A 22,382-nucleotide genomic window follows, 5' to 3' on the forward strand; every position below is an offset into this window, starting at 1 on the left:
GCTGGGCGGCTCCGCGGTTCTGCTGTCGTCGGCGTGCGCGGGACGCGTGCGCACCTGCGCTATCGTGCCCGGATGGCGACGCCGATGCACAGGTCCACCCCGGGCTTCGACAGCCGCCTCGTGTCCGCGACGCTGGACGACGCGCTGCGCCAGGGTGCGCGCATCCTGGGAATCAGCGGCCTGCAGGGCAGCGGCAAGTCGACCTTCGCCGCACAGCTGGCCGCGCACGCGCGGAGCCGCGGCCTGCAGTGCGCGGTGCTGTCCATCGACGATGTCTACCTCGGCCACGCGGACCGCCAGCGGCTGGCGCGCGAGGTCCATCCGCTGCTGGCCACGCGCGGACCGCCGGGCACGCACGAGGTCGCGCTTGCGATCGACGTGCTCGACGCCCTGCGCGCGGGCCGCGGCGCCGCCCTGCCACGCTTCGACAAGCTTGCCGACGACCGCCTGCCGCGCGCCCGATGGCCGGTGGCGGCGCGGGCAGTGGACCTGGTCGTGTTCGAGGGCTGGTTCCTGGGGACGCCGGCCGAGGACGACGCGGCCCTGGTCGCGCCGCTCAACGCCCTGGAGCGCGACGAAGACGCCGACGGCCGCTGGCGGCGCTGGTGCAACCACGCGCTGGCACGCGACTATCCCGCGCTGTGGCAGCTGATCGATCGCCTGCTCCTGCTCCTGCCGCCCTCGTTCGGAGTCGTGCCGGAATGGCGATGGCAGGCCGAACAGGGCCTGCGCGACGCCAGCGGCGACGCCAGCGCCGGCATGGACCGTGCCGGCGTCGAACGCTTCGTCCAGCACCACGAACGAACCAGCCGCCAGGCCTTGCGCACCCTGCCCGGCATTGCCGACCACGTGATCACGCTGGACGCGCTGCGGCGACCGGCCGCTGCGGCGACCGCGCTCAGTCGACCACGAAGCTGATGCGCAGGTTCACGCGCCACTCGGTGATGGTGCCGTCGCCGTCGGTGACGACCTTGGTTTCGTTGATCCAGGCACCCCTGATGCCCTTCACCGATTCCGCGCACTTGGCCAGCCCCTTGCGCACGGCGTCCTCGACGCTGGTGGGCGAGGACGCATTGATCTCGATGACCTTGGCAACCGACATGGTGTTCTCCTTCCGTATTGGCCACCGGACCGGTGGCGAAGCGCCATCCTCGGTGCGTGGCCGTTAAGGCCATGCCTTCGCCGGCGGCCGGCTGCTAGCATCGGCACACTCCGGACAGCGCACGCCAACGCCCATGAATCCCGCCCGCCACCTCGTGCTCGTCGGCCCCATGGGCGCCGGCAAGACCTCGGTCGGGCGCTGCCTGGCGCGTCATTTCGAGCTCGCCTTCGTCGACAGCGACCAGGAAATCGAACGGCGCACCGGTGCCACCGTCGCGACGATCTTCGACTGCGAGGGCGAAGCCGGCTTCCGGGCGCGCGAACGCGACGTGCTGGCCGACCTGCTGGCCGGGCCGGATGCGGTGATTTCCACCGGCGGCGGCGCGGTGCTGGATGCAGGCACCCGGCGCAACCTGGCCCGCGGCGGCTTCGTGGTCCACCTGCATGCGGACGTGCCCGCGCAGCTGCAGCGCCTGGCGCGCGACCGCAGCCGGCCGCTGCTGGCGCGCGGCGACCGCGCCCCGATCCTGGCGCGCCTGGCCACCGAGCGCGATCCGCTCTATGCGGAGGTGGCGGACCTCGTCTTCGAACCCGCCCCGGCGCCGGCCCAGGACGCCGCGCAGCGGCTGGCGACCCTGCTGGAGTCCACGTGGCGCCGCGGCGCGCTGGCCGCGGCGACGCGGGCCACGCCGGAGCCGGCGGCGTGAGCGCGCGCCAACGCATCGACGTCGGCGGCCCGGCGCCCTACGCCATCACCATCGGCCCGGGCCTGCTGGCGGACGGCGCAGCCCTGGCCGCGCCGCTGCGCGGACGCCAGGCGCTGGTGGCCAGCGACAGCCACGTCGGTCCGCTGTACGCGCGCCAGGTCTGCGACGCCCTGCGCGGCGCACGCCCGGACGCACGCGTGGATGCCTTCGTGCTTGCCGCCGGCGAGGCCAGCAAGACGCTGGAGGGCTTCGGCGCCGCGATCGACGCGCTGGCCGCCCTCGGTGCCACCCGCGATGCCTGCGTCTACGCCCTCGGCGGCGGCGTGGTCGGCGACCTGGCCGGCTTCGCCGCCGCCTGCTGGATGCGCGGCATCGACTGCGTGCAGCTGCCGACCAGCCTGCTGGCGATGGTGGATTCATCGGTGGGCGGCAAGACCGCGGTCGACCTGGCCGCCGGCAAGAACCTCGTCGGCGCCTTCCATCCACCCCGCGCCGTGTTCGCCGATACCGGCGCGCTGCGCACCCTGCCCGACCGCGAACTGCGCGCCGGCCTGGCAGAAGTGGTCAAGTACGGCGCCATCGTCGACGAGGCCTTCCTGCACTGGCTGTGCGGCCACGCCGGGGCGCTGCTGGAGCGCGAGGACGCCGCGCTGGCGACGGCCATCGCCCGCAGCTGCGCGCACAAGGCGGCGATCGTCGAGCGCGACCCGTTCGAGCACGGCGAGCGCGCGCTGCTGAATTTCGGCCACACCTTCGCCCATGCGATCGAGGCCGAACAGGGCTACGACGGCCTCAACCACGGCGAAGCGGTGGCCGTGGGCATGGTGCTGGCGGCCCGGCTGTCGGCCGGACTGGGACTCGCGGACGCGGCCGATGCCGACGCGCTGTGCGGCGTCCTCGAACGCTTCGGGCTGCCGGTGGCGCTTCCCCGCGGCCTCGACCCGGCCGCGCTGCTGGCGCGCATGCGCCTGGACAAGAAGGCCCAGGCCGACGGCCTGCGCTTCGTGCTGTGGGACGGGCCGGGCCGGGCGCGGGTGGTGGCCGGGGTTCCCGAGGCGCGGGTGCTGGACGTGCTCCGGGCGGGCTGAACCGCCGCCCGGGGCACGCGCCTGGCGGCGCCCGGCCGGCGTCGGCAAGCCCGCGCCCGGCTACAATCACCGGATGCGCCTGCTCCTCCAACAGCGACCCGGCGGCCCCGAGGCCCCGCGTTTCGTGCAGCTCATGCTCCAGCCCGACCTCCTGGGCGGCTGGTTGCTGGTGCGCGAAAGCGGGCAGATCGGCGGCCGCAGCACGGTGCGCCGCGAGCAGTTCCTCGACCAGGCCAGCGCGACACACGCGCTGGAACAGGCGCGCGACCAGCAGCTCAAGCGCGGGTTCCAGGTGACGTTCGCGCAGGGCGCGGACGTTCCCCGGCCCTAGAGCAGCCCCGCGCGCCGGCACTACAGGATCCCGACGTGACCCCAGCACTGAAGAACGACCGTTTCCTCCGCGCGCTGCGCCGCGAGCCCGTGGACCACACCCCCGTCTGGCTGATGCGCCAGGCCGGCCGCTACCTGCCCGAATACCGCGCCAGCCGGGCCAAGGCCGGCAGTTTCCTGGCCATGGCCAAGAACCCGGAGCTGGCCTGCGAGGTCACCCTGCAGCCGCTGGAGCGCTTCGAACTCGACGCCGCGATCCTGTTCTCCGACATCCTCACCATTCCCGACGCGATGGGCCTGGGCCTGTATTTCGTCGACGGCGAAGGCCCGAAGTTCGAGCGCCCGCTGCGCGACGCCGCCTCGATCGCGAAGCTCGGCGTGCCGGACATGGAAGGCGAGCTCGGCTACGTGATGGACGCGGTGCGCGTGATCCGCCGCGAGCTTGACGGCCGGGTGCCGCTGATCGGCTTTTCCGGCAGCCCCTGGACCCTGGCCTGCTACATGGTCGAAGGCGGCGGCAGCAAGGACTTCGCCCGCATCAAGGCCATGGCGCACACCGATCCGAAAGCGCTGCACGCCCTGCTTGAGGTCAACACCCGGGCGGTGATCGCCTATCTCGCCGCGCAGCGCGCGGCCGGCGCCCAGGCGCTGCAGGTGTTCGACACCTGGGGCGGCGTGCTGTCGCCGGCGATGTACCGCGAATTCTCGCTGCCCTACCTCAACCGCATCGCGCGCGAGCTCGAGCGTGGCGAAGGCGCGGACCGCACGCCGCTGATCATGTTCGGCAAGGGCAATGCCGCCTATCTCGGCGAGCTGGCCGACTCGGGCGCGGAAGGCCTCGGCGTCGACTGGCTGATCGAGCTCGGCGACGCCGCGCGCGCCACCGGCGGCAAGGTCGCGCTGCAGGGCAACCTCGACCCGACCACCCTGTACGGGACGCCGGAGGCCATCCGCCGCGAAGTGCGCCGCGCGCTCGACAGCTACCGCGACGGCAACGGCGGCTCGCGCGAGGGCCACGTGTTCAACCTCGGCCACGGCATGTCGCCGGGCATGGATCCGGAGCATGTGCGCGTGCTGGTGGACGAGGTCCACGCCTACAGCCGGCGCTGACCGGCCGCAGCTCTTGCTCAACCGATGCCGGCGCCCGACGGCGCCAGGCGGCGGCCGTCGTGCCTGCGCGTATCGGTGGGCGCGCGGTATTCGAAGCGGATCTCGCGGTGCCCCTCGGGCACCTCGGGATTGTGCGGCTCGGCGTCGACGCAGCCGGGGTACACGCGGCCGTCCATGCCCATCGCGAGCACGGCCAGCGCCTGCGCTTCGGCACTCGCCGGATCACGCGCCAGGACGCGCCCGTCCACCACCCAGGCCCCGTTTCCGCCATCCGAAGTCATCGAGAGGCCCGCATCCGCGGGCGCCGGGGCGTCCGCGGGCAGCACCTCGATGGCCAGCGGCGACCAGCAGCCGCCGGTGCTGCCGATATACGTGTCGCGCAGCATCGCCGCGACGAATGCCTCCAGCATGGCGCGCACCTCGTCGCGCGCCATGGCCTGCGCGGCAACGCTGTAGCGACCCTTCACGAAGTACATGCGGTCGACCAGCAGCACCATCGCCGAATGGAAGGCGCCCTCGTCGCGCACGAGCCGCATGTCGGCCGAACGCGCCGGGATGCTGGTCGATTCGCCATCGCTTTCAAGCGCCACTTCGAAGCTGCGCAAGGCTCCGGCCTCCACCTCCCGGTAGCCGGAGGCGGTGCTGATTTCCTGCAGCGTGAGCTGCGCGGCCTGGTCAAGGTGCGAGGCCTGCACGACGCCGACCGGGTAGAAATAGATGTCGATCCAGCGGTCCAGGCGCTCACCGGACTGGTAGCGCACCGACGCGCCGAGCTCCGCTGCGTCGTACAGCTTCTCGCCCTGCGCTCGCCAGCCATCGACTTCGAGCGGATAGACGACGCGCGTTTCCTTCAGGAAGCCGCCCAGGAACGGTTCCGGGGCATCGTCCACCGCCTCTCCGGTCGCGGCCGGCAGCGCATGCGAGGCGCACGCGACCAACAGCATCGCGGCGCATGCCAGCCCGCGCTTCCAGTCCCATATCGCCATCAATCCCCCTCCCTGTTCCGCAAGCGTTCGATCGCGCCGGCCAGGATCGCGCCGGTCACCGGCTTGCGCAGGAAGCCGTCGAAGCCGGCCTCCCGCGCAAGCGGCTCGGCCTCGGCGTCGGCGCGCGCGGTGACCGCCAGCAGCGGTGCGGCGAACCCGCGCGCCCGCAGCTGGCTGGCCAGCGCCAGGCCGGTGATGCCGGGCAGGTCCAGGTCCAGCAGCGCCATGTCGAACGACGTACCCGCCACCTCGGCGAGCGCCGCCAGTCCGTGTGGTACCTGCACCACCTCGTGTCCCTGCGCACGCAGGAGCCCGGCGATCACGCGCGCGACGGTGGGATCGTCCTCGACCAGGAGCAGCGACAGCGGCGCCTGCACGTCCCGCGGCGCGGACGGTGCGGCATCGGCGATCGGCGCCGCCGGCGGCGCCGCATCCGGCAGCGGCAGGTCCACGGTGAAGTCCGTGCCCTGCCCCGGCGTGCTGTCGAGTTCGATCCGCCCCTTCATCGCCATCGCCAGCTCCCGGCAGATCGCCAGGCCCAGGCCGCTGCCGCCATAGCGCGCGGCGGTGCGCGCGCCCTCGGCCTGCTCGAAGCGGCGGAACAGGTGCACCTGCTGCTCCTCGTTGAGCCCCGGGCCGGTGTCCGACACCACCAGGCGCACGCCTCCGGAGGCGATCGGCGCGGCCTGCAGCGAGACGCTTCCGGCTTCGGTGAACTTCACTGCGTTGCCGAGCAGGTTCAGCAGGATCTGGCGCACGCGCCCGGCATCGCCGAGCAGCCAGCGCGGCGTATCCGCATCGACGTGGCAGCGGAAGCGGAGGCCGCGCTGCCGGGCCATCGGCTCGACGAGGCCGCCGACGTCCTCCAGCAGGCTGACCAGATCGAAGGGCTGAAGCACGAGTTCCAGCTTCCCGGATTCGATCCGCGCAAGGTCCAGGGCATCGTTGACCAGCCGCATGAGGTGCTCGCCGGCGCGGCGGATGGCGTCGGCATAGCTGCGCTGGCGCGTGTCCAGGGACGTTCCCAGCAGCAGTTCGCTCATGCCCAGCACGCCGGTCATCGGCGTGCGCACCTCGTGGCCCAGCGTGGCCAGGAAGCGCGTCTTGGCCTGTGATGCGTGCTCGGCGAGTTCGCGCTTCTGCTCGTTGAGCTGCCAGGCGTGCCGCCGCTTCAGGCGATGCCGGTAGCCATGCACGATCCACAGCACCAGCAGCGCGCCCAGGGTCGCGAACGCCACGACCGCCCATGGCGCCTGCCACCACGGCGGCTCCACGCGCAGCTGCAGGCCCTGCACGGGAGTCCACTGCTGGTCCGCGGTACGCGCCTGGACGCTGAGCCGGTAGCTGCCCGGGGAGAGCCGCGCGAAGATGCGCTCCCCGCTGGCGCCGGTCTCCACCCAGCCGGGGTCGTAGCCGTCGAGGCGGAAGCGGTAGCGGTGGGCATGGGCATCGGTGAACGACAGCAGGCGCGCGACCACCCGCAGGTCGCGGTCGTCGTGGCGCAGCGAAATCGCGGCCTGCGGCGGCATGACGATGCGCTCGTCGCCGCGCCTCAGGTCCACCGATTCGATCGCAAGCGTCGGCGTGCGCTGGCTCCACTGCACCAGGTCCGGCTGGAACAGCAGCAGGCCGTCGGCGGTGCCGGCGGCGACGTAGCCCTGGGCCGAGGCCAGCACGGGATACTCGCTGAATTCGTGGCTGGGCAATCCGTCGTGCACGCCGTAGACGCGAAGCTGGCCGCTCTCCGGATCGATGCGCACCAGGCCGCGCACCGTGGTCAGCCAGACCACGCCGGCATCGTCCAGCATCACCCCGCCCGGGGCGACCATCGGCAGGCCCTCGGCGGCACCGAACGTGCGCAGCGGGGCCAGCGCGCCGCCGTCCCAGGCGTAGGCGCCGAGCTCGCCGTAGCCGGCCAGCCATGCCACGCCGTCGCCATCGAAGGCGATGCTGTAGAGCGCCGCCTCCGGTGCACCGGGTACGCGCTCGAACCGCGCCGTGCCGTCGTTCCAGGCGAGCAGGCCCTCGGTGCTGGCCAGCCAGACCCCGCCGTCCGGCGCGCGCACCATGTGCTCGACCAGGGTCGACGCGGCCAGTCCGCGGTCGTCGCCGCGATGGATGGTATCCAGCACCGTGCCCTCGGCATCGCGCACCTGGATGCTCTGGTGGCTCGCCAGCCACAGGCTGCCGTCGCGCTGTTCGACGAACTGGGCAATGCGTCCCGGCGGCGCCGCATCCGGGCTGCCGTCGGCATGCCAGCGGCGCACGTCGCGGCTGTCCGGGTCGAAGCGCACCAGCTGGTCCTGGCAACCGAGCCAGACGCCGCCGTCGGCGGCCTCGATCACCCCGGTGATGAACAGCGCGCCGCAGGCCGCCGCCAGCCGGTGTTCGATCACCCCGGTGCCGGGCGAGAGGTGGTCGAGCGTGCCACCGCTGCCGACCAGCCACATCCCGCTGCCCGTGTCCGGCGACGCCGGCGCGGCGCTGTAGACGAAGGCGTTGGCCGGCGAGGACGGATCGCCGAGGCGCCGCTGCAGCACGGTGAAGTTCCGCCAGTTGGCCGGCAGGTGCCACAGGCCCGAGTCGGAGCTGGCGAACCACAATCCGCCTTCGCGATCCTCGTAGGCGCTCGACCAGGCCGGGCGCACCATGCCGCGGCTGGTGGTGCTGTACAGCGGCACGTTCCGGACCTGTCCTTCATGGACCCAGGCCAGCCCGCTGCGCGTATCCAGCCAGCGCGCGCCCCGCGAGTCCTGGATGAGCATGTTGAGCGCCACCTCGCCGAGTATCGGGTCGGCCCATGGCAGGGGCTCCAGGCGACCGTCGGCGTGGCGCACCATGCCGCCGCCGTGGATGCCCATCCACAGGCTGCCGGCGTCGTCGATGGCCATCCCGTCGACCATTTGCGTGCCAAGCATTTCCGATGGCAGCCGCTCGAAGCCGCGTCCGTTCCAGCGCGCGACGCCACCCTTGGTCCCGACCCACAGGGTGCCGTCGCTGCGGTCCACGATGAGGTGCGAAACGCCATCCGAGGGCAGGCTGGAGGCATCATCGGGATCGCGCTGGTAGCGCCGCAGCACACCGTCCGCCGACAGCCGGTGCAGGCCGCCTCCCGAGCTACCGAACCAGATGTCGCCATCGGGCGTGCCGTTGATCGACCAGATGTCGTTGCTGGCCATCTCCGGCTGCGTCTCACGGTCGTACCAGGTGAAATGCTCGCGGTCGACGTCGAGCATCGCCAGGCCCGACGATGCCGTGCCGATCCACACCCTGTCCCGGGTGTCGACGTGCACCGACCACACGAAGTTGTCACGCAGCCCGTCGCCAACGCGCCAGATGCGGAAGCCGACGCCGTCGTAACGCGCCAGGCCGTCGCGGGTCGCGATCCAGAGATAGCCCTGCCGGTCCTCGGCGATGGCATTGACGCGATTGGACGGCAGGCCGTCGATCACGCTGACCTGCCGCGGCTGCGGCAGCTGCGCCAGCTGCGGCACGCTGGCAGCGGCCGCACCCGCAAGCAGCGATAGCAGGCACAGCCACCAGCCCCTTGCCCAAGCCCGCATCGAACTCCCCATGTCCACGGTGCGCCGCGCACCGATCGACCCCGGGGCATCCTCGCAATGGCCGCGCGCTGGCGCAAGTTTCGCCACGCGCCGGAGCTGCCTAGAATCGGGCCACCGGTCCGTGCGGCCACATCCGGGTGACGCCATGCCTGCCATCCACCAGCGACCCGGCCTGCGATCCGCGGCAGTGGCCGCGCTCTGCGCGCTGGCCTGCGCGTGCGCGCAGGTCCCATCGCGCGATGCGTCGGTGGCCGGCGCGTCGCCGGCGGTCGACCCGGCGACCGGCTCCGTCCGCGTGCTCCCCGATCCTGCTCCGGCGCCGCATCCCGGGGCCCACGCCTACACGCTGGACCCGGTGCACACGCGAATCGTGATCGCGGTCGACCACGCCGGATTCTCGAAAGCCGTCGCCACGGTGTCGGGAACCACCGGCACGCTGCAGCTGGTGCCCGGGTCCTGGGAAGGCGCACAGGTGGAGGTCGCGATCCCGCTCGCGCAGCTGGATTTCGGCGATGCCGCATGGAACCGCGCGGTCGCCGCGCGCGGACTGCTCGACACCGGGCGGCACCCGGTCGCGGCCTTCCATTCCACGCGCATCGAAGTGCTGGGTGCCGGGCGCGCCCGCATCCACGGCCAGCTCACGCTGCGCGGCACCACCCGGGAGGTGGTGCTTGATGCGGTCCGCAACGCAGAGCGCCGCTATCCGCTGCCGCCGTTCCGCCACACCGTCGGGTTTTCGGCCACCGCCAGGCTGAGCCGCGCGGACTTCGGCAGCACCGCATGGGACTCCATGATTGGCGACGCGGTCGACGTGCGGATAGAACTCGAAGCCACCCGCTGACAGCGCCGCCCTCTTCGGCAAGCCCCGACCCCGGGGCCTTTCAACCAGGCAAAAACCCTTCAAGGCCGCGAAGATCAAACGGCCAGTCCAGCTCGCGGCCCCCGCCATCGTCGCGCAGCACCGGCACGCGCTCGCCATACCGGGCCTCCAGCGCCTCGTCGCCGTCGATGAACACGCTCTCGAACTCCGGGACCCGCGCCGCGGCCAGCACCTCCAGGGCGAGGTCGCAGAGGTGGCAGTCGTCGCGCTGGAACAGGATCAGGGGCATGCGGCAGGGTCTCGCTTCCGGTACGCCGGCGCACGGGTCCGTGCGCGGCGACGGCTATCATAGGCAATACACCCAGCCGCTTCGGGATGCCATGGCCGTCAGCACGTTCGACCTCTACAAGATCGGCATCGGGCCGAGCTCCTCGCATACCGTCGGCCCGATGCGTGCCGCCGCGCGCTTCGTCGAACACTGGCTCGACGAATCCGGCCGCCTGCAGGACGTCGCCCGCATCCGCGCCGAGGTGTTCGGTTCGCTGGCCCTGACCGGCCGTGGCCACGGCACCGACAAGGCCGTGCTGATGGGCCTGGAAGGCCAGCATCCCAACAGCATCGAGCCCGACATCATCCCCGCCGCGCTCGAACGCATCCGCGGCGAAAAGCAGGTCAGGCTCCTCGGCCGCCACGTGGTTGCTTTCAACGAGAAGCGCGACCTGGTGATGAACAAGCGCCAGAAGCTGCCGCACCACACCAACGGCATGCGCTTCACCGCCTACGACGCCAGCGAGGACGTGATCGCCACCCGCGACTACTACTCCGTGGGCGGCGGCTTCGTGGTCAACCAGGACGAGGCCGCCGAAGACCGCATCGTCGCCGACACCACGCCGGTGCCCTACCCCTTCAACAGCGGCCGCGAGCTGCTGGCGCAGGCACAGGAGCACGGACTGAGCATCGCCCAGCTGATGATGGCCAACGAGACCTGCTGGCGCAGCGAGGATGAGGTGCGCGCGGGCCTGCGCGAGATCCACGACGCCATGCAGTCCTGCATCCAGCGCGGCATCGCCAACGGCGGCACCCTGCCCGGCGGCCTGCGCGTGTCGCGCCGCGCGCCGGCGCTGTACGCCGAGCTGTCCGAGCGCCCCGAGGCCGGAATACGCGACCCGCTGACCGTGCTCGACTGGGTCAATCTGTACGCGCTGGCGGTGAACGAGGAGAACGCCGCCGGGGGCCGCGTGGTGACCGCGCCAACCAACGGCGCCGCCGGCATCCTGCCCGCGGTGATGCGCTACTACGAGCGCTTCTGCCCCGGCGCCAGCGAGCAGGGCATGTTCGACTACCTGCTCACCGCCGCCGCGGTCGGCATCCTCTACAAGGAAAACGCCTCGATCTCCGGCGCCGAGGTCGGCTGCCAGGGCGAGGTCGGCGTGGCGTGTTCGATGGCCGCGGCGGGACTGACCGCGGCGCTTGGCGGCACCCCGAGCCAGATCGAGAACGCGGCCGAGATCGGCATGGAGCACAACCTCGGCCTGACCTGCGATCCGATCGGCGGTCTGGTGCAGATCCCCTGCATCGAGCGCAACGCCATGGGCGCGGTGAAGGCGATCAACGCCTCGCGAATGGCCATGCGCGGCGACGGCAAGCACAAGGTGACCCTGGACGAGGTCATCAAGACCATGCGCGACACCGGCCGCGACATGCAGGACAAATACAAGGAAACCTCGCGCGGCGGCCTGGCCGTGAACGTCATCGAGTGCTGAGCGTTCCGACTGTGGCCTGCCGTCGTGGCCCCGCAGGCGCTGGCCATGGCGGACGGCGCACCGCCGACTGAACGGCTGCACGACTGCACGGCTGCACGGCCGACCGGGCCTGCTCAGCGATGGACGATGGCCAGCACGTCGTCCAGCAGCGCCGCCGCGGTGACGCCCGCACCTGCACCCGGCCCGCGGATCACCAGCGGCTGGTGCGCGTAGCGACAGCTGCCGATCGCGACGATGTTGTCGGTGCCGCCGCCAGCGCCCAGCGGGTGCGAAGCCGGAAGTGCGTCCAGGCCCACCCTCGCGCCGTCGGCGTCGAAACGGGCGACGAAGCGCAGCCGCGCGCCGTCGGCAGCGGCCTGCCGGAAACGCGCGTGCAGGGCTGCGTCGAGCGAAGGCAGCAGTGCGTCCACTTCGGCCCCCGGTGCCGACGCCAGGGCATCGGTGAGCAGCGAATCCACGCGCACCTGCCCCGCCTCGAGCGCCAGTCCGGCAGCGCGCGCAAGGATCAGCAGCTTGCGCTTCACGTCCTCACCCGAGAGGTCGGTGCGCGGATCGGGTTCGGCATAGCCCAGTTCACGCGCCTCGCGCACCAGCGCCGAGAACGGCCGCGATCCGTCGTGGCGGTCGAACAGCCAGGCCAGCGACCCCGACAGCACGCCCTCGACAGAGCGGATGCGGTCGCCGCCGGCCACCAGCTCGCGGATCGAGCGCAGCAGCGGCAGCCCGGCGCCCACGGTGGCGCTGTCGCCATAGCGCGCATCGCCCGCCTCCTGCGCCTCCACGATCGCCTGCGCGCGCGCCAGGTCACCGCCGTTGCCGAGCTTGTTGGCGGTCACCACGTGGATGCCGCGCGCCAGCCATTCGCTGTGCCAGCCGGCCACGCTGTCGTTGGCGGTGGCATCGACCACTACGTCGCCCGGACGCAGGCCCTCGCTTTCGACCCAATGCATCCAGGCTCCGCGGCGCACGGGCGCCGCGGCATCCAGCTCCGCGAGTGCTTCAAGCGGGCGCGCGCCGCCTTCGCGCAGCGCGCGCGTGTTCGACAGCCATGCGAACGCGGGAAGGCTTGCGCCCTGTGCGCGCAGGCGTTCACAGCGCTCGACGAAGGCGCTGCCCACGGTGCCGGTGCCCAGCAGGGCGAGGCGGGGCTCCGGCTGCGGAGCACGCAGGGCTTGCCCACGGTCGCGGACCGCCCGCGGCAACCGGATGACGGCGCTCATGCATCCGCCCTCAGGCAGGTGGCCGCCGCCAGCACGCCCTGGGCGCGTTCGAGCGCGGCATCCAGGTCGGCCCGCAGGTCATCGAGCGCCTCGATGCCCACTGACAGGCGCAGGAGTCCGTCGCCGATGCCGGCCTTCTCCCGCGCCCCGGGCGTCATCGCAGCATGGGTCATCGTGGCTGGATGCGCGACCAGGCTTTCCACGCCGCCCAGCGATTCGGCCAGGGTGAAGCAGCCCAGGCCATCGATGAAGGCACGCACGGCGTCCTCGCCGCCCTCCAGCTCCACGCTCAGCATGGCGCCGAAGCCCTTCTGCTGGCGCGCCGCCACGGCGTGACCCGGGTGCGACTCCAGGCCTGGCCAATACACGCGCGCCACCGCCGGGTGGCCGTCAAGCTGGCGCGCGATGGCCTCGGCGTTTTCCTGGTGCACGCGCAGGCGCGCATCCAGCGTGCGCAGGCCGCGCAGGGTGAGGAAGCTGTCGAACGGCGCACCGGTGATGCCCAGCGCGTTCGCCCACCAGCTGAAGCATTCGTGCAGCTCGGGCGTCGCGGCCACCACCGCGCCGCCGACCACATCGCTGTGGCCGTTGATGTACTTGGTGGTCGAATGCAGCACGGCGTCGGCGCCGAAGGCGATCGGCTGCTGCAGCGCCGGTGACAGGAAGGTGTTGTCGACCGCGACCAGGGCCTCGGCGCGATGCGCGGCCTCGATCACGAAGCGCAGGTCGGTGATCCGCAGCAGCGGATTGGAGGGCGTCTCGACCAGCACCAGCTTCGGCTTCGTCGCCAGGGCTTCGGCCAGCGCACGCGGATCGGTCAGGTCGGCGGTGACCAGTTCGAAATGGCCCTTGCGCGCGAGTGCGTCGAACAAGCGCCAGCTGCCGCCATAGGCATCGTGCGGCACCACCAGGCGGTCGCCGGGCCCGAGCAGCGCGTGCAGCAGCAGGGTGATCGCAGCCATGCCGCTGGAGGTCACCACGCCGCCGGCGCCGCCTTCGAGATCGGCCAGCGCCGCGCCAAGCAGGTCGCGGGTGGGGTTGCCGCTGCGGGTGTAGTCGTACTCGCGCTTGCCGCCGATGCCTTCGAAGCTGAAGTTCGACGACAGCACCAGCGGCGGCACCACGGCGCCAAACGCCGGGTCGCGGTCGATGCCCGCGCGCACGGCGCGGGTGGCTTCGCCCTGGCCGTGATCGCGCCCGCTCATGCCGACACCTCCGTGTCCAGCGCGGTGCGCAGGATCGCGTCGATGCGGCCATCGTCCTTGAGGAAGGCGTCATGGCCGTGCGGCGAACGCAGCACGCGCAGATTGGCCGGGCCGCCGAGGCCTTCCACCAATGCCACCGCTTCGGACAGCGGCACCAGCGGGTCGCCCTCGACCGCCACCACGGTCACCGGCACGCGGACGTCCGAGGGGGCCACGCGGTGCAGGTCGAGCGACTCCGACAATCGCTGCCAGGCGACCGCCGGCGTGCTCGCGACAAAGCGCACGCCTGCGGCGTCGAGGTAATCCTCGGACGCGACCCTGACGCGTCCGTTGACCACCTCGGCCGGCGCGCCGAAGCGCTCGGCGAACCCGTCGCCACTGCGATAGCCGAGCATCGCGAACTGCCGCGCTAGCGCGAGCCCCTGGCCTTCCGCACACTGCAGCCCGCCCAGCGCCACCGCCTTGCGCTGCAGCGCGCGCCCCGCCGCGGCCCAGGGATGCGCTCGGTGCGCACCGCTGACCGCGACCACACGCTGCAGGCGTCCGCCGTGCCGCGCGGCGAACTGCAATGCGACCGCGGCGCCGTAGGAATAGCCGACGAATGCACGCAGCCGCGCGATGCCGAGCACGTCGAGCAGCACCGCCGCCGCATCGGCCTGGTCGGCGGTGTCGATCACCGCGTCGAGGCCACCGTCGGCGCCGACATGGTCGAAGGCGAGCAGGCGCAGGCGCGTCGGATCAAGGGCGCGGCCGTTGCCGACCGTGGACTCGGCCCAGCCGCGCTGCGGGAATGCGGCGCTGGCCACGAGGTGGCGCCCGGCTGAGATCCCGCCAGACACCAGCACCACCGGCGCGGCTTCGGGTCCAAGCAGTTCCCAGGCCAGGCGCAGGCGGCGGGCACCGGCGTGGCGCATCGCCAGCACCACGTCGATCTCGCCGCGCATGGCGGCATGGCCGTCGCAGCTCGCCGTGGGAAGAGCCGGCGGTTCGGGGGCGATGGGGAACGCTGCGGCACGCGTGGCGGAAGGGGCGATGCAGTCTTCGAGGCTCATGGCGATATCCGTGTGTGGACAAGGCCATCGATGCCGCGGGGCATGCCGAAGGATGGGTATCGCAGCAGCGGCGGCGATACGCGACGAACCACCCCGACGGGTGATCCGCAGCCATCTTCCGGTAGACACACAGGTCCCCGCAGGACTTGGCACAGCGGACGGGGCTTGCGCCCCATCCAGTTGCCCCGGCTTCGTCGGGCCTGTCCCTCAGCCGGTCTCGATGGATGGCCGCAGATTGACACCGGCGACGATCGCTGTCAATCGCTTCATGCGGATGAAGCGATATTATTATTCTGCGGTCGCCGGAACGGTGTCGGGCACCGCATAATCACGCGATGTCGAGACCCATCGTTGCGAGTGCGCTCGCCCTCCTGCTTGCCGCCTGCGCCACATCCCCGCAGTTCCCCCCGCCCTCCCGGCCATCCGCGGCGCCGTCGGTCCCGCCCGTATCGGCGCTGGTCGCCGAAGCCTGGATTTCGCCCGACGTGCCCGGCGAAGAGCTGGACTCCGTGATCACCTGGGTCTCCGGCGAGGGTGACACCTGGCTGCTCGCCACCGGCAAGTCCACCCATCGCCTGACGGTGTTCAACGGCGACTCCGGCGCGCCGCTGCGCACCGTCGGCGCGCGCGGGGAAACGCCGGGCGCGTTCAACCGTCCCAATGGCCTCGCGGTCTTCGGCGACATCCTGTTCGTGGTCGAGCGCGACAACCATCGCGTGCAGCTGCTGTCGCTGCCGGACTTCGCGCCGGTGGCCAGCTTTGGCCACGACGAACTGCGCAGCCCCTACGGCATCTGGCTGCACGAGCGCGCGCCGCGGGAGCTCGAGGTCTTCGTCACCGACAGCTTCATGTACGGCGAACGCCATGACGTGGTGCCGCCGGCCGAGGAGCTGTCGCAGCGCGTACGCCGCTACCGCCTGCGCTTCGACGACCAGGGCCACCTTGATGCCGCCCATCTCGGATCCTTCGGCGAGACCGCGGGCCCGGCGCGCCTGAACATGGTCGAGTCGATCGCCGGCGACCCGGCGCACGACCGCCTGCTGGTCGCCGAAGAAGACCAGACCAGCCCGTCGAACATCCACGTCTACGACTTTGCCGGCCGCTGGACCGGGCGCAGCCTGCCGGAAGGCACGTTCACCGGCGAGGCCGAGGGCGTGGTGCTCTGGGCCTGCAGCGCCACCGGCGGCTACTGGCTGGCGGTGGACCAGCAGGCGCCGCTGACCCGGTTCCATCTATTCGACCGCAAGAGCCTGGAGCCGGCGGGCAGCTTCCACGGCGGGACCACCGCGCGCACCGACGGCATCGCCCTGCACGCCCCGGCCACGCCGCGATTCCCCGGCGGCGTGCTGTACGCCGTGCACGACGACCGTGCGGTTTCGGCCTTCGACCTGGGCGACATCGTCGATGCGCTGGGCCTGGACACCGCCTGCCTGCACTGACCGATGCGCACTCTCTTCGCCGCCGCGATGCTGCTTGCAGGGTGCATCGCGCTGCCCGCAGGCTGCGCTCTGTCCGGCACCGCGCGGGCCGCCGAGCCCGTTGCAGGCGCGCGCCAGGGTCCCGCACCGCTTGCGCGACTGGACCTCGTGGACCGCGGCCACGGCCCCGAGGCGTGGGCGGAGAACCTGCTTTCCGGCCCCGTCGAGGTCGTGCTGCGCGCCCGCGGCGCGACGCCCGTGGCACATCCAGCGCTGCCAGCGCGCGCAACCGTCCCATCGCTGGGCCGGGTGCTGGTCTCGCGTGTGGACCGCGCCGACGCCCTGCTCCTGCTCGACGTGGTGCCCGGCCATCCCGGCGCGCGACCGCGCGATGTCGAATACGCATGGCCGCTGGCCACCCACGTGCTCAGCATCGGCCAGGGATGGGGCGGCGCTTTCAGCCACCGCGACGACGAGAATCGCCACGCGGTCGACTTCGCCGTCGCCGAAGGCACCCCGGTGCTGGCCGCGCGCGACGGCGTGGTGATGCAGGTCGAGGCCCGCTTCAGCAACGGCGGCCTCGATTCACCCGCCGACACCGACCGCGCCAATTTCATCCGCATCCTGCACGACGACGGCACCATGGCCGTCTACGCCCACCTTGCGCCTGACGGCGCGCAGGTCCGCCAGGGCGAACGCGTGCGCCGCGGCCAGCGCATCGGCAGCTCCGGCAGCACCGGCTACAGCGGCGGCCCGCACCTGCACTTCGCCATCCAGGCCAACCGCGGCATGCGCCTGGTGTCCCTGCCCTTCAAGATGTTCGGCCCGGCCGGGATCCTCCGCTTCAGCGAGGCGGCGGCGGGGGTGGAGTGAAGAGCCAGGAGCTTTTTTGCCACGGAGTTACGCGGATCGGGATTCTTCATCGAGGCTCTGCGGTGCTGACGTGACAGTTGGGGGCATTGAGGCGCTTGGAGCTGCTCCGTCCTGGTCCGCGCTGCACGTGCCGCGCATTTTTCCGTTGTAGTCCGCGCTGTCCATCCCGTGCATTTCTCCGTTGTGGTCCGCGCTGCCCGTCCCGTGCATTTCTCCGTTGTGGTCCGCGCTGCCCGTCCCGCACACAGGGGGTGTGCTGCGCCGGCCGTCTCCGCATCCTGCTCCCAGCGGCCGGGCGCCGGCCATCCATGGCCGGCTCTCCGCACACCCCCTGTGCACGGAACGGGCCGTGGAGTTTCTTGGCTTTCGGGATGGAGATCAAGAGCGGGCGCACGCTCGCGATCGTAGGGGTCGCCCTGGCGTAGCTGTGCCGCTTGATCCGGTGACGACCGCCCGGTTGCGACATCTGCGGCGACGCTGCCTCCACGGCGGGCAGCGCGCGCCCCACCCTCCCGGAGCAATCCCCCGCAAACTCCACGCAATCCGCGTAAATCCGTGGCAGAAGTTCTTCGGACCCACACCAGCCCCGTATAATCCCGGACTTTCCGCACACCCCGACGGCGCCAGCGCGGCGCGTATCGCCATGCCTGACGTTTCCGCCGAAGCCGCCCGCCGCCGCACGTTCGCGATCATTTCGCATCCCGACGCCGGCAAGACCACGCTGACCGAGAAGCTGCTGCTGTTCGGCGGCGCGATCCAGATGGCGGGCAGCGTGAAGGGCCGCAAGGCCGCGCGCCATGCCACGTCCGACTGGATGAAGCTCGAGCAGGAGCGCGGCATCTCGGTCACCAGCTCGGTGATGCAGTTCCCCTACGAGGGCCGCATCGTCAACCTGCTCGACACCCCCGGCCACGCCGACTTCGGCGAGGACACCTACCGGGTGCTGACCGCGGTGGACTCGGCGCTGATGGTGATCGACGTCGCCAAGGGCGTCGAGGAACGCACCATCAAGCTGATGGAGGTGTGCCGCATGCGCGACACGCCGATCATGACCTTCATCAACAAGCTCGACCGCGAAGGCCGCGAGCCGATCGAGCTGCTGGACGAGGTCGAGAGCGTGCTCGGCATCCAGTGCGCGCCGGTGACATGGCCGATCGGCATGGGCAAGCGGCTCAAGGGCGTGGTCCACCTGCTGACCGGCGAGGTCCACCTGTACGAGCAGGGCCGCAACTTCACCCGCCAGGATTCGACGATCTTCCCGTCGCTCGACGACCCGCGCGTGGAGCAGCGCATCGGCGCCGACATGCTGCGCGAGCTTCGCGACGAGCTGGAGCTGGTCCAAGGCGCAAGCCACGGTTTCGATTCCGCCGAATACCTGGCCGGGCACCAGACGCCGGTGTTCTTCGGCTCGGCGGTGAACAACTTCGGCGTGCAGCCGCTGCTCGACTTCTTCGTGCGCCAGGCGCCGTCGCCGCAGCCGCGCGCGACCACCGGTCGTGAGGTCGCGCCCGGTGAAGCGAAGCTCAGCGGCTTCGTGTTCAAGATCCAGGCCAACATGGATCCGCAGCACCGCGACCGCGTCGCCTTCATGCGCGTGTGTTCGGGCCGCTTCGAGGCCGGGATGAAGGCCTTCCACGTGCGCACCGGCAAGGACATGAAGCTGGCCAACGCGCTGACCTTCATGGCCAGCGACCGCGAGATCGCGGTCGAGGCGTATCCGGGCGACGTGATCGGCATCCACAACCACGGCACGATCTCGATCGGCGACACCTTCACCGAGGGCGAGCAGTTCTCGTTCACCGGCATCCCCAACTTCGCGCCCGAGCTGTTCCGCCGCGCGCGCCTGCGCGATCCGCTCAAGCTCAAGCAGCTGCAGAAGGGCCTGGCCCAGCTGTCGGAGGAGGGTGCCACGCAGTTCTTCCGGCCGCTGATGTCCAACGACCTGATCCTGGGCGCGATCGGCGTGCTGCAGTTCGAGGTGGCCGCGTACCGGCTCAAGGCCGAGTACGGCGTGGACGCGATCTTCGAACCGGTCGGCGTCGTGACCACCCGCTGGGTGCGCTGCGCCAGCGAGCGCAAGCTGGAGGAATTCCGCGAGAAGAACGCGACAAACCTCGGAATCGATGCCGCCGACCAGCTGGTCTACCTCGCTCCGACCCGCGTCAACCTCCAGCTCGCCGTCGAACGCTGGCCCGACGTGGAGTTCCTGGCCACGCGCGAGCAGGCCCACACCCGGGCCGCTGGCTGAGCGTCTGTCGCACGACATCCCCGATACGCCTGCGCGTGGCATGATCGATCCCGTTCCTCCCCCGGGATTCCATCGTGTCCACCATGAGCCTGCGCGAAAGGCGCGAGGAACTCGCCAGTGCGCTGACCCACGGCCTCGGCGCGACTGCCGCGCTTGCAGGCGGCGCGGTGCTGATCACCCTGGCCGCGCTGTACGGCAATGGCTGGCAGCTTGGCGCGGCGATCGTGTTCGGAAGCAGCCTGCTGCTGCTCTACCTCGCGTCCACCCTGTACCACTCGTTCCAGCATCCGGTGCTCAAGGGCCGGCTCAAGGTGTTCGACCACTGCGCGATCTATCTGTTGATCGCCGGTACCTACACGCCGTTCACCCTGATCGGCCTGCGCGGGCCCTGGGGATGGAGCCTGTTCGCCGCGATCTGGACGTTGGCGCTTGCCGGCGTGGTGTTCAAGCTGTTCTACACCGGCCGCTTCAAGCGCCTGTCGACGCTGGTCTACGTGGCCATGGGCTGGCTGGTGCTGGTGGCCATCAAGCCGGTACTGGCCGCGCTGGACGCATGGACCTTCGGCTGGCTGGTCGCCGGCGGCGTGTTCTATACCCTGGGCACGGTCTTCTACCATCGCGAATCGCTCCCCTATTCGCACGCGATCTGGCACCTGTTCTGCATCGCCGGGAGCGTGTGCCATTACATCGCGGTGATGGCGCAGGTCACGCTGCCCGGCTGAACATCCGCACGTCCGTTCACCCTCGTTTTACCGCCTGCGGTGGAAGGTGGCCCGGCATCCACACCGGAACCGGCGCATGTCGACGGAGCACCCGCAGCATCGCAAGCCATATGAAAGGACACTGGCCAGTGCCCGCGCGCATCCGTGGCGCGTGACCGCGGCAGTGTTCGCCATCGCGATGCTGGTCCTGGTCCTGCTCTGGGACTGGAACTGGTTCAAGGGACCGGTGGAGCGCGTGGTGTCCGCGCAGACCGGGCGCAGCTTCGACATCGGCGGCGACCTCGACGTCGACCTGGGCCTCACCACGATCGTCCGCGCCGACAGGCTGGTGCTCGGCAACGCCGACTGGTCGGACACGCCCGAGATGGCGAAGGCCGACTCTCTTGAACTGCACGTGCGGCCGTTCTCGCTGCTGAGCGGCAGCATCCACATCCCCGAGCTCGGCCTGTCCAGGCCCGACCTGCTGCTGGAAGCCGGCGACGACGGCGGCAACTGGACCTTTGAAGGCATGTCAGGCGATGGCGAGGGGCCGCGGATCGACCGCCTGCTGGTGGACGAGGGGCGCCTGCACTTCATCGACCGCGCCGGTGAAACCGACATCGATCTCGCCGTGGCCAGCCACGATGGCGAAGACACCGGTGAACGCCCGCTCACCCTGCACGGTGATGGCCACTGGCGCGGCGAGGCCTTCGAACTCAGCGGCGCGGTCGCGTCACCGCTCGAACTGCGCTCCACCGATACGCCCTTCGCACTCGATCTCCGCGCGACCGCCGGGGCCACGAGTGCGCATGCCCGCGGTGCCATCACCCGGCTGCTCGGGCTGGACGCGTTCGACGTCCAGATGGCGCTGTCGGGCAGGGACCTGGAAGACCTTTATCCCCTGCTCGGGATCGCGCTGCCGCATACACCGCGCTACGCACTCGACGGCCGCCTGGTCCGCGACGGCGCCGTCTGGCGCTACCAGGGCTTCAGCGGCACGGTCGGCGACAGCGACCTCGGCGGCACCGCCAAGATCACCACCGGCGGCGAGCGCCTGCTGTTCGAGGGCGACCTGCATTCCGAACTGCTCGACTTCGACGATCTCGGCGGCTTCGTCGGCGCGCCGCCCGACAGCGATGGCGATGAAACCGGAAATGCCGAACTCGAGGCGCAGGCCGCCGCCCGCGCCGCCGAAGGTCGCCTGCTTCCGGACACGCCCTACGAGCTGCACAAGCTGCGCACGATGGACGCCGACGTGCGCTGGAAGGCGGCGCGCATCGAGGCCCCGGGCTGGCCGCTGGACGACATGGACGCGCACCTCGTGCTTGAAGCCGGGCTGCTGCGGCTGGAGCCGCTCGACTTCGGCGTTGCCGGCGGCCGCGTGCGCTCGACCGTGCGCATGGACGCGCGTCAGGATGCGATCCGTACCGACGCCGCGATCCGTGCCCGCGGGCTGGAGCTGGGCCGGCTGTTCCCGGACTCCGAACTCGCCGCCGACGCAGTGGGCAGCATCAGCGGCGACATCGACATCGCCGGCAGCGGCAATTCCATCGCCCGCATGCTCGCCACCGCCGACGGTGACATCGCGCTGGGCATGGGCCGCGGCGAGATCAGCAACCTGCTGGTCGAACTCGCCGGCATCGACATCTACGAAGCGCTCAAATTCCTGATCGGCAAGGACCGCAAGGTGGCGATCCGCTGCGCCTTCGGCGACTTCGCGGTCGAAGACGGGGTGATGACGGCGCGCGCGCTGGCATTCGACACCAGCGACACGATCATCATCGGCAAGGGCACGGTCGACCTGGGCGAGGAGCAGCTGGACCTGGAGCTCAGGCCAAGGCCCAAGGACCGCAGCATTCTCGCGCTGCGCTCGCCGCTGGTGGTCGACGGCAGCTTCCGCGACCCCGGCTTCCGTCCCGACATGGCCAGGCTCGGCCTGCGCGGCGCGATCGCGCTGACGCTCGCCAGCATCGCGCCCCCGGCAGCGCTGCTGGCCACGCTGGAACTCGGCGGCGGCGAAGACAGCGACTGCGGCGGCGAGTACGCGCGATAGCGCGCACTTGCAGCAGCTGCACTTGTGGCAGCTGCTTTTGCGGGAGCGGCTTTTGTGGGAGCGGCTATAGCCGCGAATGCTCTACCGGTCGACCAAGCCGCTCCCGCAATGGCAAGGCCATCGCGGCTATAGCCGCTCCCACAA

The 22,382-nt window shown here is 71.2% G+C and carries 19 protein-coding genes and 1 riboswitch; of the genes, 12 read left to right on the plus strand and 7 right to left on the minus strand.

What is annotated here, in order from left to right; genetic code table 11:
- Positions 1-84: 84 nt before the first annotated feature.
- A complete protein-coding gene (locus tag WCD84_RS07305) occupies positions 85-918 on the plus strand; it encodes a kinase (RefSeq protein WP_343280919.1) in 834 nt (277 codons plus the stop codon).
- Here WCD84_RS07305 and WCD84_RS07310 read toward each other — a convergent pair.
- Complete coding sequence (locus WCD84_RS07310) at positions 899-1,102, minus strand: dodecin family protein (protein WP_343255698.1); 204 nt, start codon at positions 1,100-1,102, stop codon at positions 899-901. The two genes, WCD84_RS07305 and WCD84_RS07310, sit on opposite strands and share 20 nt — an antisense overlap.
- 133 nt (positions 1,103-1,235) lie before the next feature.
- Between WCD84_RS07310 and WCD84_RS07315 the strand changes: the two genes are divergently transcribed.
- The 4 genes from WCD84_RS07315 (at position 1,236) to hemE (ending at position 4,336) form a co-directional block, all read left to right on the plus strand.
- Entirely contained in the window at positions 1,236-1,808 is a 573-nt protein-coding gene (locus WCD84_RS07315) for a shikimate kinase (protein WP_343255699.1), read from the plus strand.
- Positions 1,805-2,896 carry a 3-dehydroquinate synthase gene (gene aroB / locus WCD84_RS07320; RefSeq protein ID WP_343280920.1) on the plus strand — a complete coding sequence of 364 codons (1,092 nt, stop codon included), beginning with the start codon at positions 1,805-1,807 and terminating at the stop codon, positions 2,894-2,896. The genes WCD84_RS07315 and aroB overlap by 4 nt, the downstream gene beginning before the upstream one ends.
- A gap of 73 nt (positions 2,897-2,969) precedes the next feature.
- On the plus strand, positions 2,970-3,227 hold the full coding sequence (locus WCD84_RS07325; protein WP_343255701.1) for a WGR domain-containing protein: 258 nt from the start codon (positions 2,970-2,972) through the stop codon (positions 3,225-3,227).
- 47 nt (positions 3,228-3,274) lie between these two features.
- Positions 3,275-4,336 (plus strand): uroporphyrinogen decarboxylase, encoded by a 1,062-nt coding sequence (gene hemE, locus WCD84_RS07330; RefSeq protein WP_449280080.1) that lies wholly within the window; start codon positions 3,275-3,277, stop codon positions 4,334-4,336.
- Positions 4,337-4,353: 17 nt separating this feature from the next.
- Here hemE and WCD84_RS07335 read toward each other — a convergent pair whose 3' ends face one another.
- Together WCD84_RS07335 and WCD84_RS07340 are read right to left on the minus strand one after the other, a co-directional pair.
- Positions 4,354-5,280, minus strand: a complete 927-nt coding sequence (locus WCD84_RS07335; protein ID WP_343280921.1) for a hypothetical protein — start codon at positions 5,278-5,280, stop codon at positions 4,354-4,356.
- Positions 5,281-5,321: 41 nt separating this feature from the next.
- Positions 5,322-8,885, minus strand: a complete 3,564-nt coding sequence (locus WCD84_RS07340) for a hybrid sensor histidine kinase/response regulator (RefSeq protein ID WP_343280922.1) — start codon at positions 8,883-8,885, stop codon at positions 5,322-5,324.
- Positions 8,886-9,030: 145 nt separating this feature from the next.
- On the opposite strand from WCD84_RS07340, the gene WCD84_RS07345 reads away from it, so the two are divergent.
- Positions 9,031-9,726 (plus strand): YceI family protein, encoded by a 696-nt coding sequence (locus WCD84_RS07345; RefSeq protein WP_343255705.1) that lies wholly within the window; start codon positions 9,031-9,033, stop codon positions 9,724-9,726.
- A gap of 40 nt (positions 9,727-9,766) precedes the next feature.
- Here the strand turns inward: WCD84_RS07345 and WCD84_RS07350 are convergent, their stop codons facing one another.
- The gene (locus tag WCD84_RS07350) at positions 9,767-9,994 is read right to left on the minus strand and encodes a glutaredoxin family protein (RefSeq protein ID WP_343280923.1); all 228 of its coding nucleotides are present in this window, start codon (positions 9,992-9,994) and stop codon (positions 9,767-9,769) included.
- 91 nt (positions 9,995-10,085) lie between these two features.
- Between WCD84_RS07350 and WCD84_RS07355 the strand changes: the two genes are divergently transcribed.
- The gene (locus WCD84_RS07355; protein ID WP_343277613.1) at positions 10,086-11,468 is read left to right on the plus strand and encodes an L-serine ammonia-lyase; all 1,383 of its coding nucleotides are present in this window, start codon (positions 10,086-10,088) and stop codon (positions 11,466-11,468) included.
- A 113-nt stretch (positions 11,469-11,581) separates the two neighbouring features.
- Here the strand turns inward: WCD84_RS07355 and WCD84_RS07360 are convergent, their stop codons facing one another.
- From WCD84_RS07360 to metX, 3 genes are read right to left on the minus strand one after another with little or no spacing between them, the layout of a single operon-like run.
- Entirely contained in the window at positions 11,582-12,688 is a 1,107-nt protein-coding gene (locus WCD84_RS07360) for a homoserine dehydrogenase (protein WP_343280924.1), read from the minus strand.
- Positions 12,685-13,893 carry an O-succinylhomoserine (thiol)-lyase gene (locus WCD84_RS07365; protein ID WP_343280925.1) on the minus strand — a complete coding sequence of 403 codons (1,209 nt, stop codon included), beginning with the start codon at positions 13,891-13,893 and terminating at the stop codon, positions 12,685-12,687. Before WCD84_RS07365 ends, WCD84_RS07360 begins: the two co-directional genes overlap by 4 nt.
- Complete coding sequence (gene metX / locus WCD84_RS07370) at positions 13,890-14,945, minus strand: homoserine O-succinyltransferase MetX (RefSeq protein WP_343255710.1); 1,056 nt, start codon at positions 14,943-14,945, stop codon at positions 13,890-13,892. The genes WCD84_RS07365 and metX overlap by 4 nt, the downstream gene beginning before the upstream one ends.
- Before the next feature lie 108 nt (positions 14,946-15,053).
- Positions 15,054-15,172: riboswitch (SAM riboswitch) on the minus strand.
- A 108-nt stretch (positions 15,173-15,280) separates the two neighbouring features.
- On the opposite strand from metX, the gene WCD84_RS07375 reads away from it, so the two are divergent.
- From WCD84_RS07375 to WCD84_RS07395, 5 genes are all read left to right on the plus strand, one after another.
- Positions 15,281-16,384: a phytase gene (locus WCD84_RS07375; protein ID WP_343280926.1), complete on the plus strand. Its 1,104-nt coding sequence runs from the start codon at positions 15,281-15,283 to the stop codon at positions 16,382-16,384.
- 3 nt (positions 16,385-16,387) lie between these two features.
- A complete protein-coding gene (locus WCD84_RS07380; protein WP_343280927.1) occupies positions 16,388-17,236 on the plus strand; it encodes a M23 family metallopeptidase in 849 nt (282 codons plus the stop codon).
- Positions 17,237-17,879: 643 nt separating this feature from the next.
- The gene (locus tag WCD84_RS07385) at positions 17,880-19,484 is read left to right on the plus strand and encodes a peptide chain release factor 3 (protein WP_343280928.1); all 1,605 of its coding nucleotides are present in this window, start codon (positions 17,880-17,882) and stop codon (positions 19,482-19,484) included.
- A gap of 83 nt (positions 19,485-19,567) precedes the next feature.
- A complete protein-coding gene (trhA, locus tag WCD84_RS07390; RefSeq protein ID WP_343280929.1) occupies positions 19,568-20,206 on the plus strand; it encodes a PAQR family membrane homeostasis protein TrhA in 639 nt (212 codons plus the stop codon).
- Positions 20,207-20,282: 76 nt separating this feature from the next.
- Positions 20,283-22,238 (plus strand): AsmA family protein, encoded by a 1,956-nt coding sequence (locus WCD84_RS07395; RefSeq protein WP_449280079.1) that lies wholly within the window; start codon positions 20,283-20,285, stop codon positions 22,236-22,238.
- Positions 22,239-22,382 lie beyond the last annotated feature (144 nt).

It is taken from the genome of Luteimonas changyuni, from assembly GCF_039548395.1.
Classification (GTDB): Bacteria; Pseudomonadota; Gammaproteobacteria; order Xanthomonadales; family Xanthomonadaceae; genus Luteimonas.

Bases quoted from the DNA above. Each gene is read 5' to 3' on its own strand.
- trhA (WP_343280929.1), top strand. From the start codon at position 19,568: ATGAGCCTGCGCGAAAGGCGCGAGGAACTCGCCAGTGCGCTGACCCAC.
- WCD84_RS07365 (WP_343280925.1), bottom strand. From the start codon at position 13,893: ATGAGCGGGCGCGATCACGGCCAGGGCGAAGCCACCCGCGCCGTGCGC.
- WCD84_RS07395 (WP_449280079.1), top strand. From the start codon at position 20,283: ATGTCGACGGAGCACCCGCAGCATCGCAAGCCATATGAAAGGACACTG.
- WCD84_RS07335 (WP_343280921.1), bottom strand. From the start codon at position 5,280: ATGCTGTTGGTCGCGTGCGCCTCGCATGCGCTGCCGGCCGCGACCGGA.
- WCD84_RS07360 (WP_343280924.1), bottom strand. From the start codon at position 12,688: ATGAGCGCCGTCATCCGGTTGCCGCGGGCGGTCCGCGACCGTGGGCAA.
- WCD84_RS07310 (WP_343255698.1), bottom strand. From the start codon at position 1,102: ATGTCGGTTGCCAAGGTCATCGAGATCAATGCGTCCTCGCCCACCAGC.
- WCD84_RS07325 (WP_343255701.1), top strand. From the start codon at position 2,970: ATGCGCCTGCTCCTCCAACAGCGACCCGGCGGCCCCGAGGCCCCGCGT.
- WCD84_RS07345 (WP_343255705.1), top strand. From the start codon at position 9,031: ATGCCTGCCATCCACCAGCGACCCGGCCTGCGATCCGCGGCAGTGGCC.
- WCD84_RS07315 (WP_343255699.1), top strand. From the start codon at position 1,236: ATGAATCCCGCCCGCCACCTCGTGCTCGTCGGCCCCATGGGCGCCGGC.
- WCD84_RS07305 (WP_343280919.1), top strand. From the start codon at position 85: ATGCACAGGTCCACCCCGGGCTTCGACAGCCGCCTCGTGTCCGCGACG.
- WCD84_RS07385 (WP_343280928.1), top strand. From the start codon at position 17,880: ATGCCTGACGTTTCCGCCGAAGCCGCCCGCCGCCGCACGTTCGCGATC.
- metX (WP_343255710.1), bottom strand. From the start codon at position 14,945: ATGAGCCTCGAAGACTGCATCGCCCCTTCCGCCACGCGTGCCGCAGCG.
- WCD84_RS07340 (WP_343280922.1), bottom strand. From the start codon at position 8,885: ATGCGGGCTTGGGCAAGGGGCTGGTGGCTGTGCCTGCTATCGCTGCTT.
- WCD84_RS07350 (WP_343280923.1), bottom strand. From the start codon at position 9,994: ATGCCCCTGATCCTGTTCCAGCGCGACGACTGCCACCTCTGCGACCTC.
- WCD84_RS07375 (WP_343280926.1), top strand. From the start codon at position 15,281: ATGTCGAGACCCATCGTTGCGAGTGCGCTCGCCCTCCTGCTTGCCGCC.
- WCD84_RS07355 (WP_343277613.1), top strand. From the start codon at position 10,086: ATGGCCGTCAGCACGTTCGACCTCTACAAGATCGGCATCGGGCCGAGC.
- WCD84_RS07380 (WP_343280927.1), top strand. From the start codon at position 16,388: ATGCGCACTCTCTTCGCCGCCGCGATGCTGCTTGCAGGGTGCATCGCG.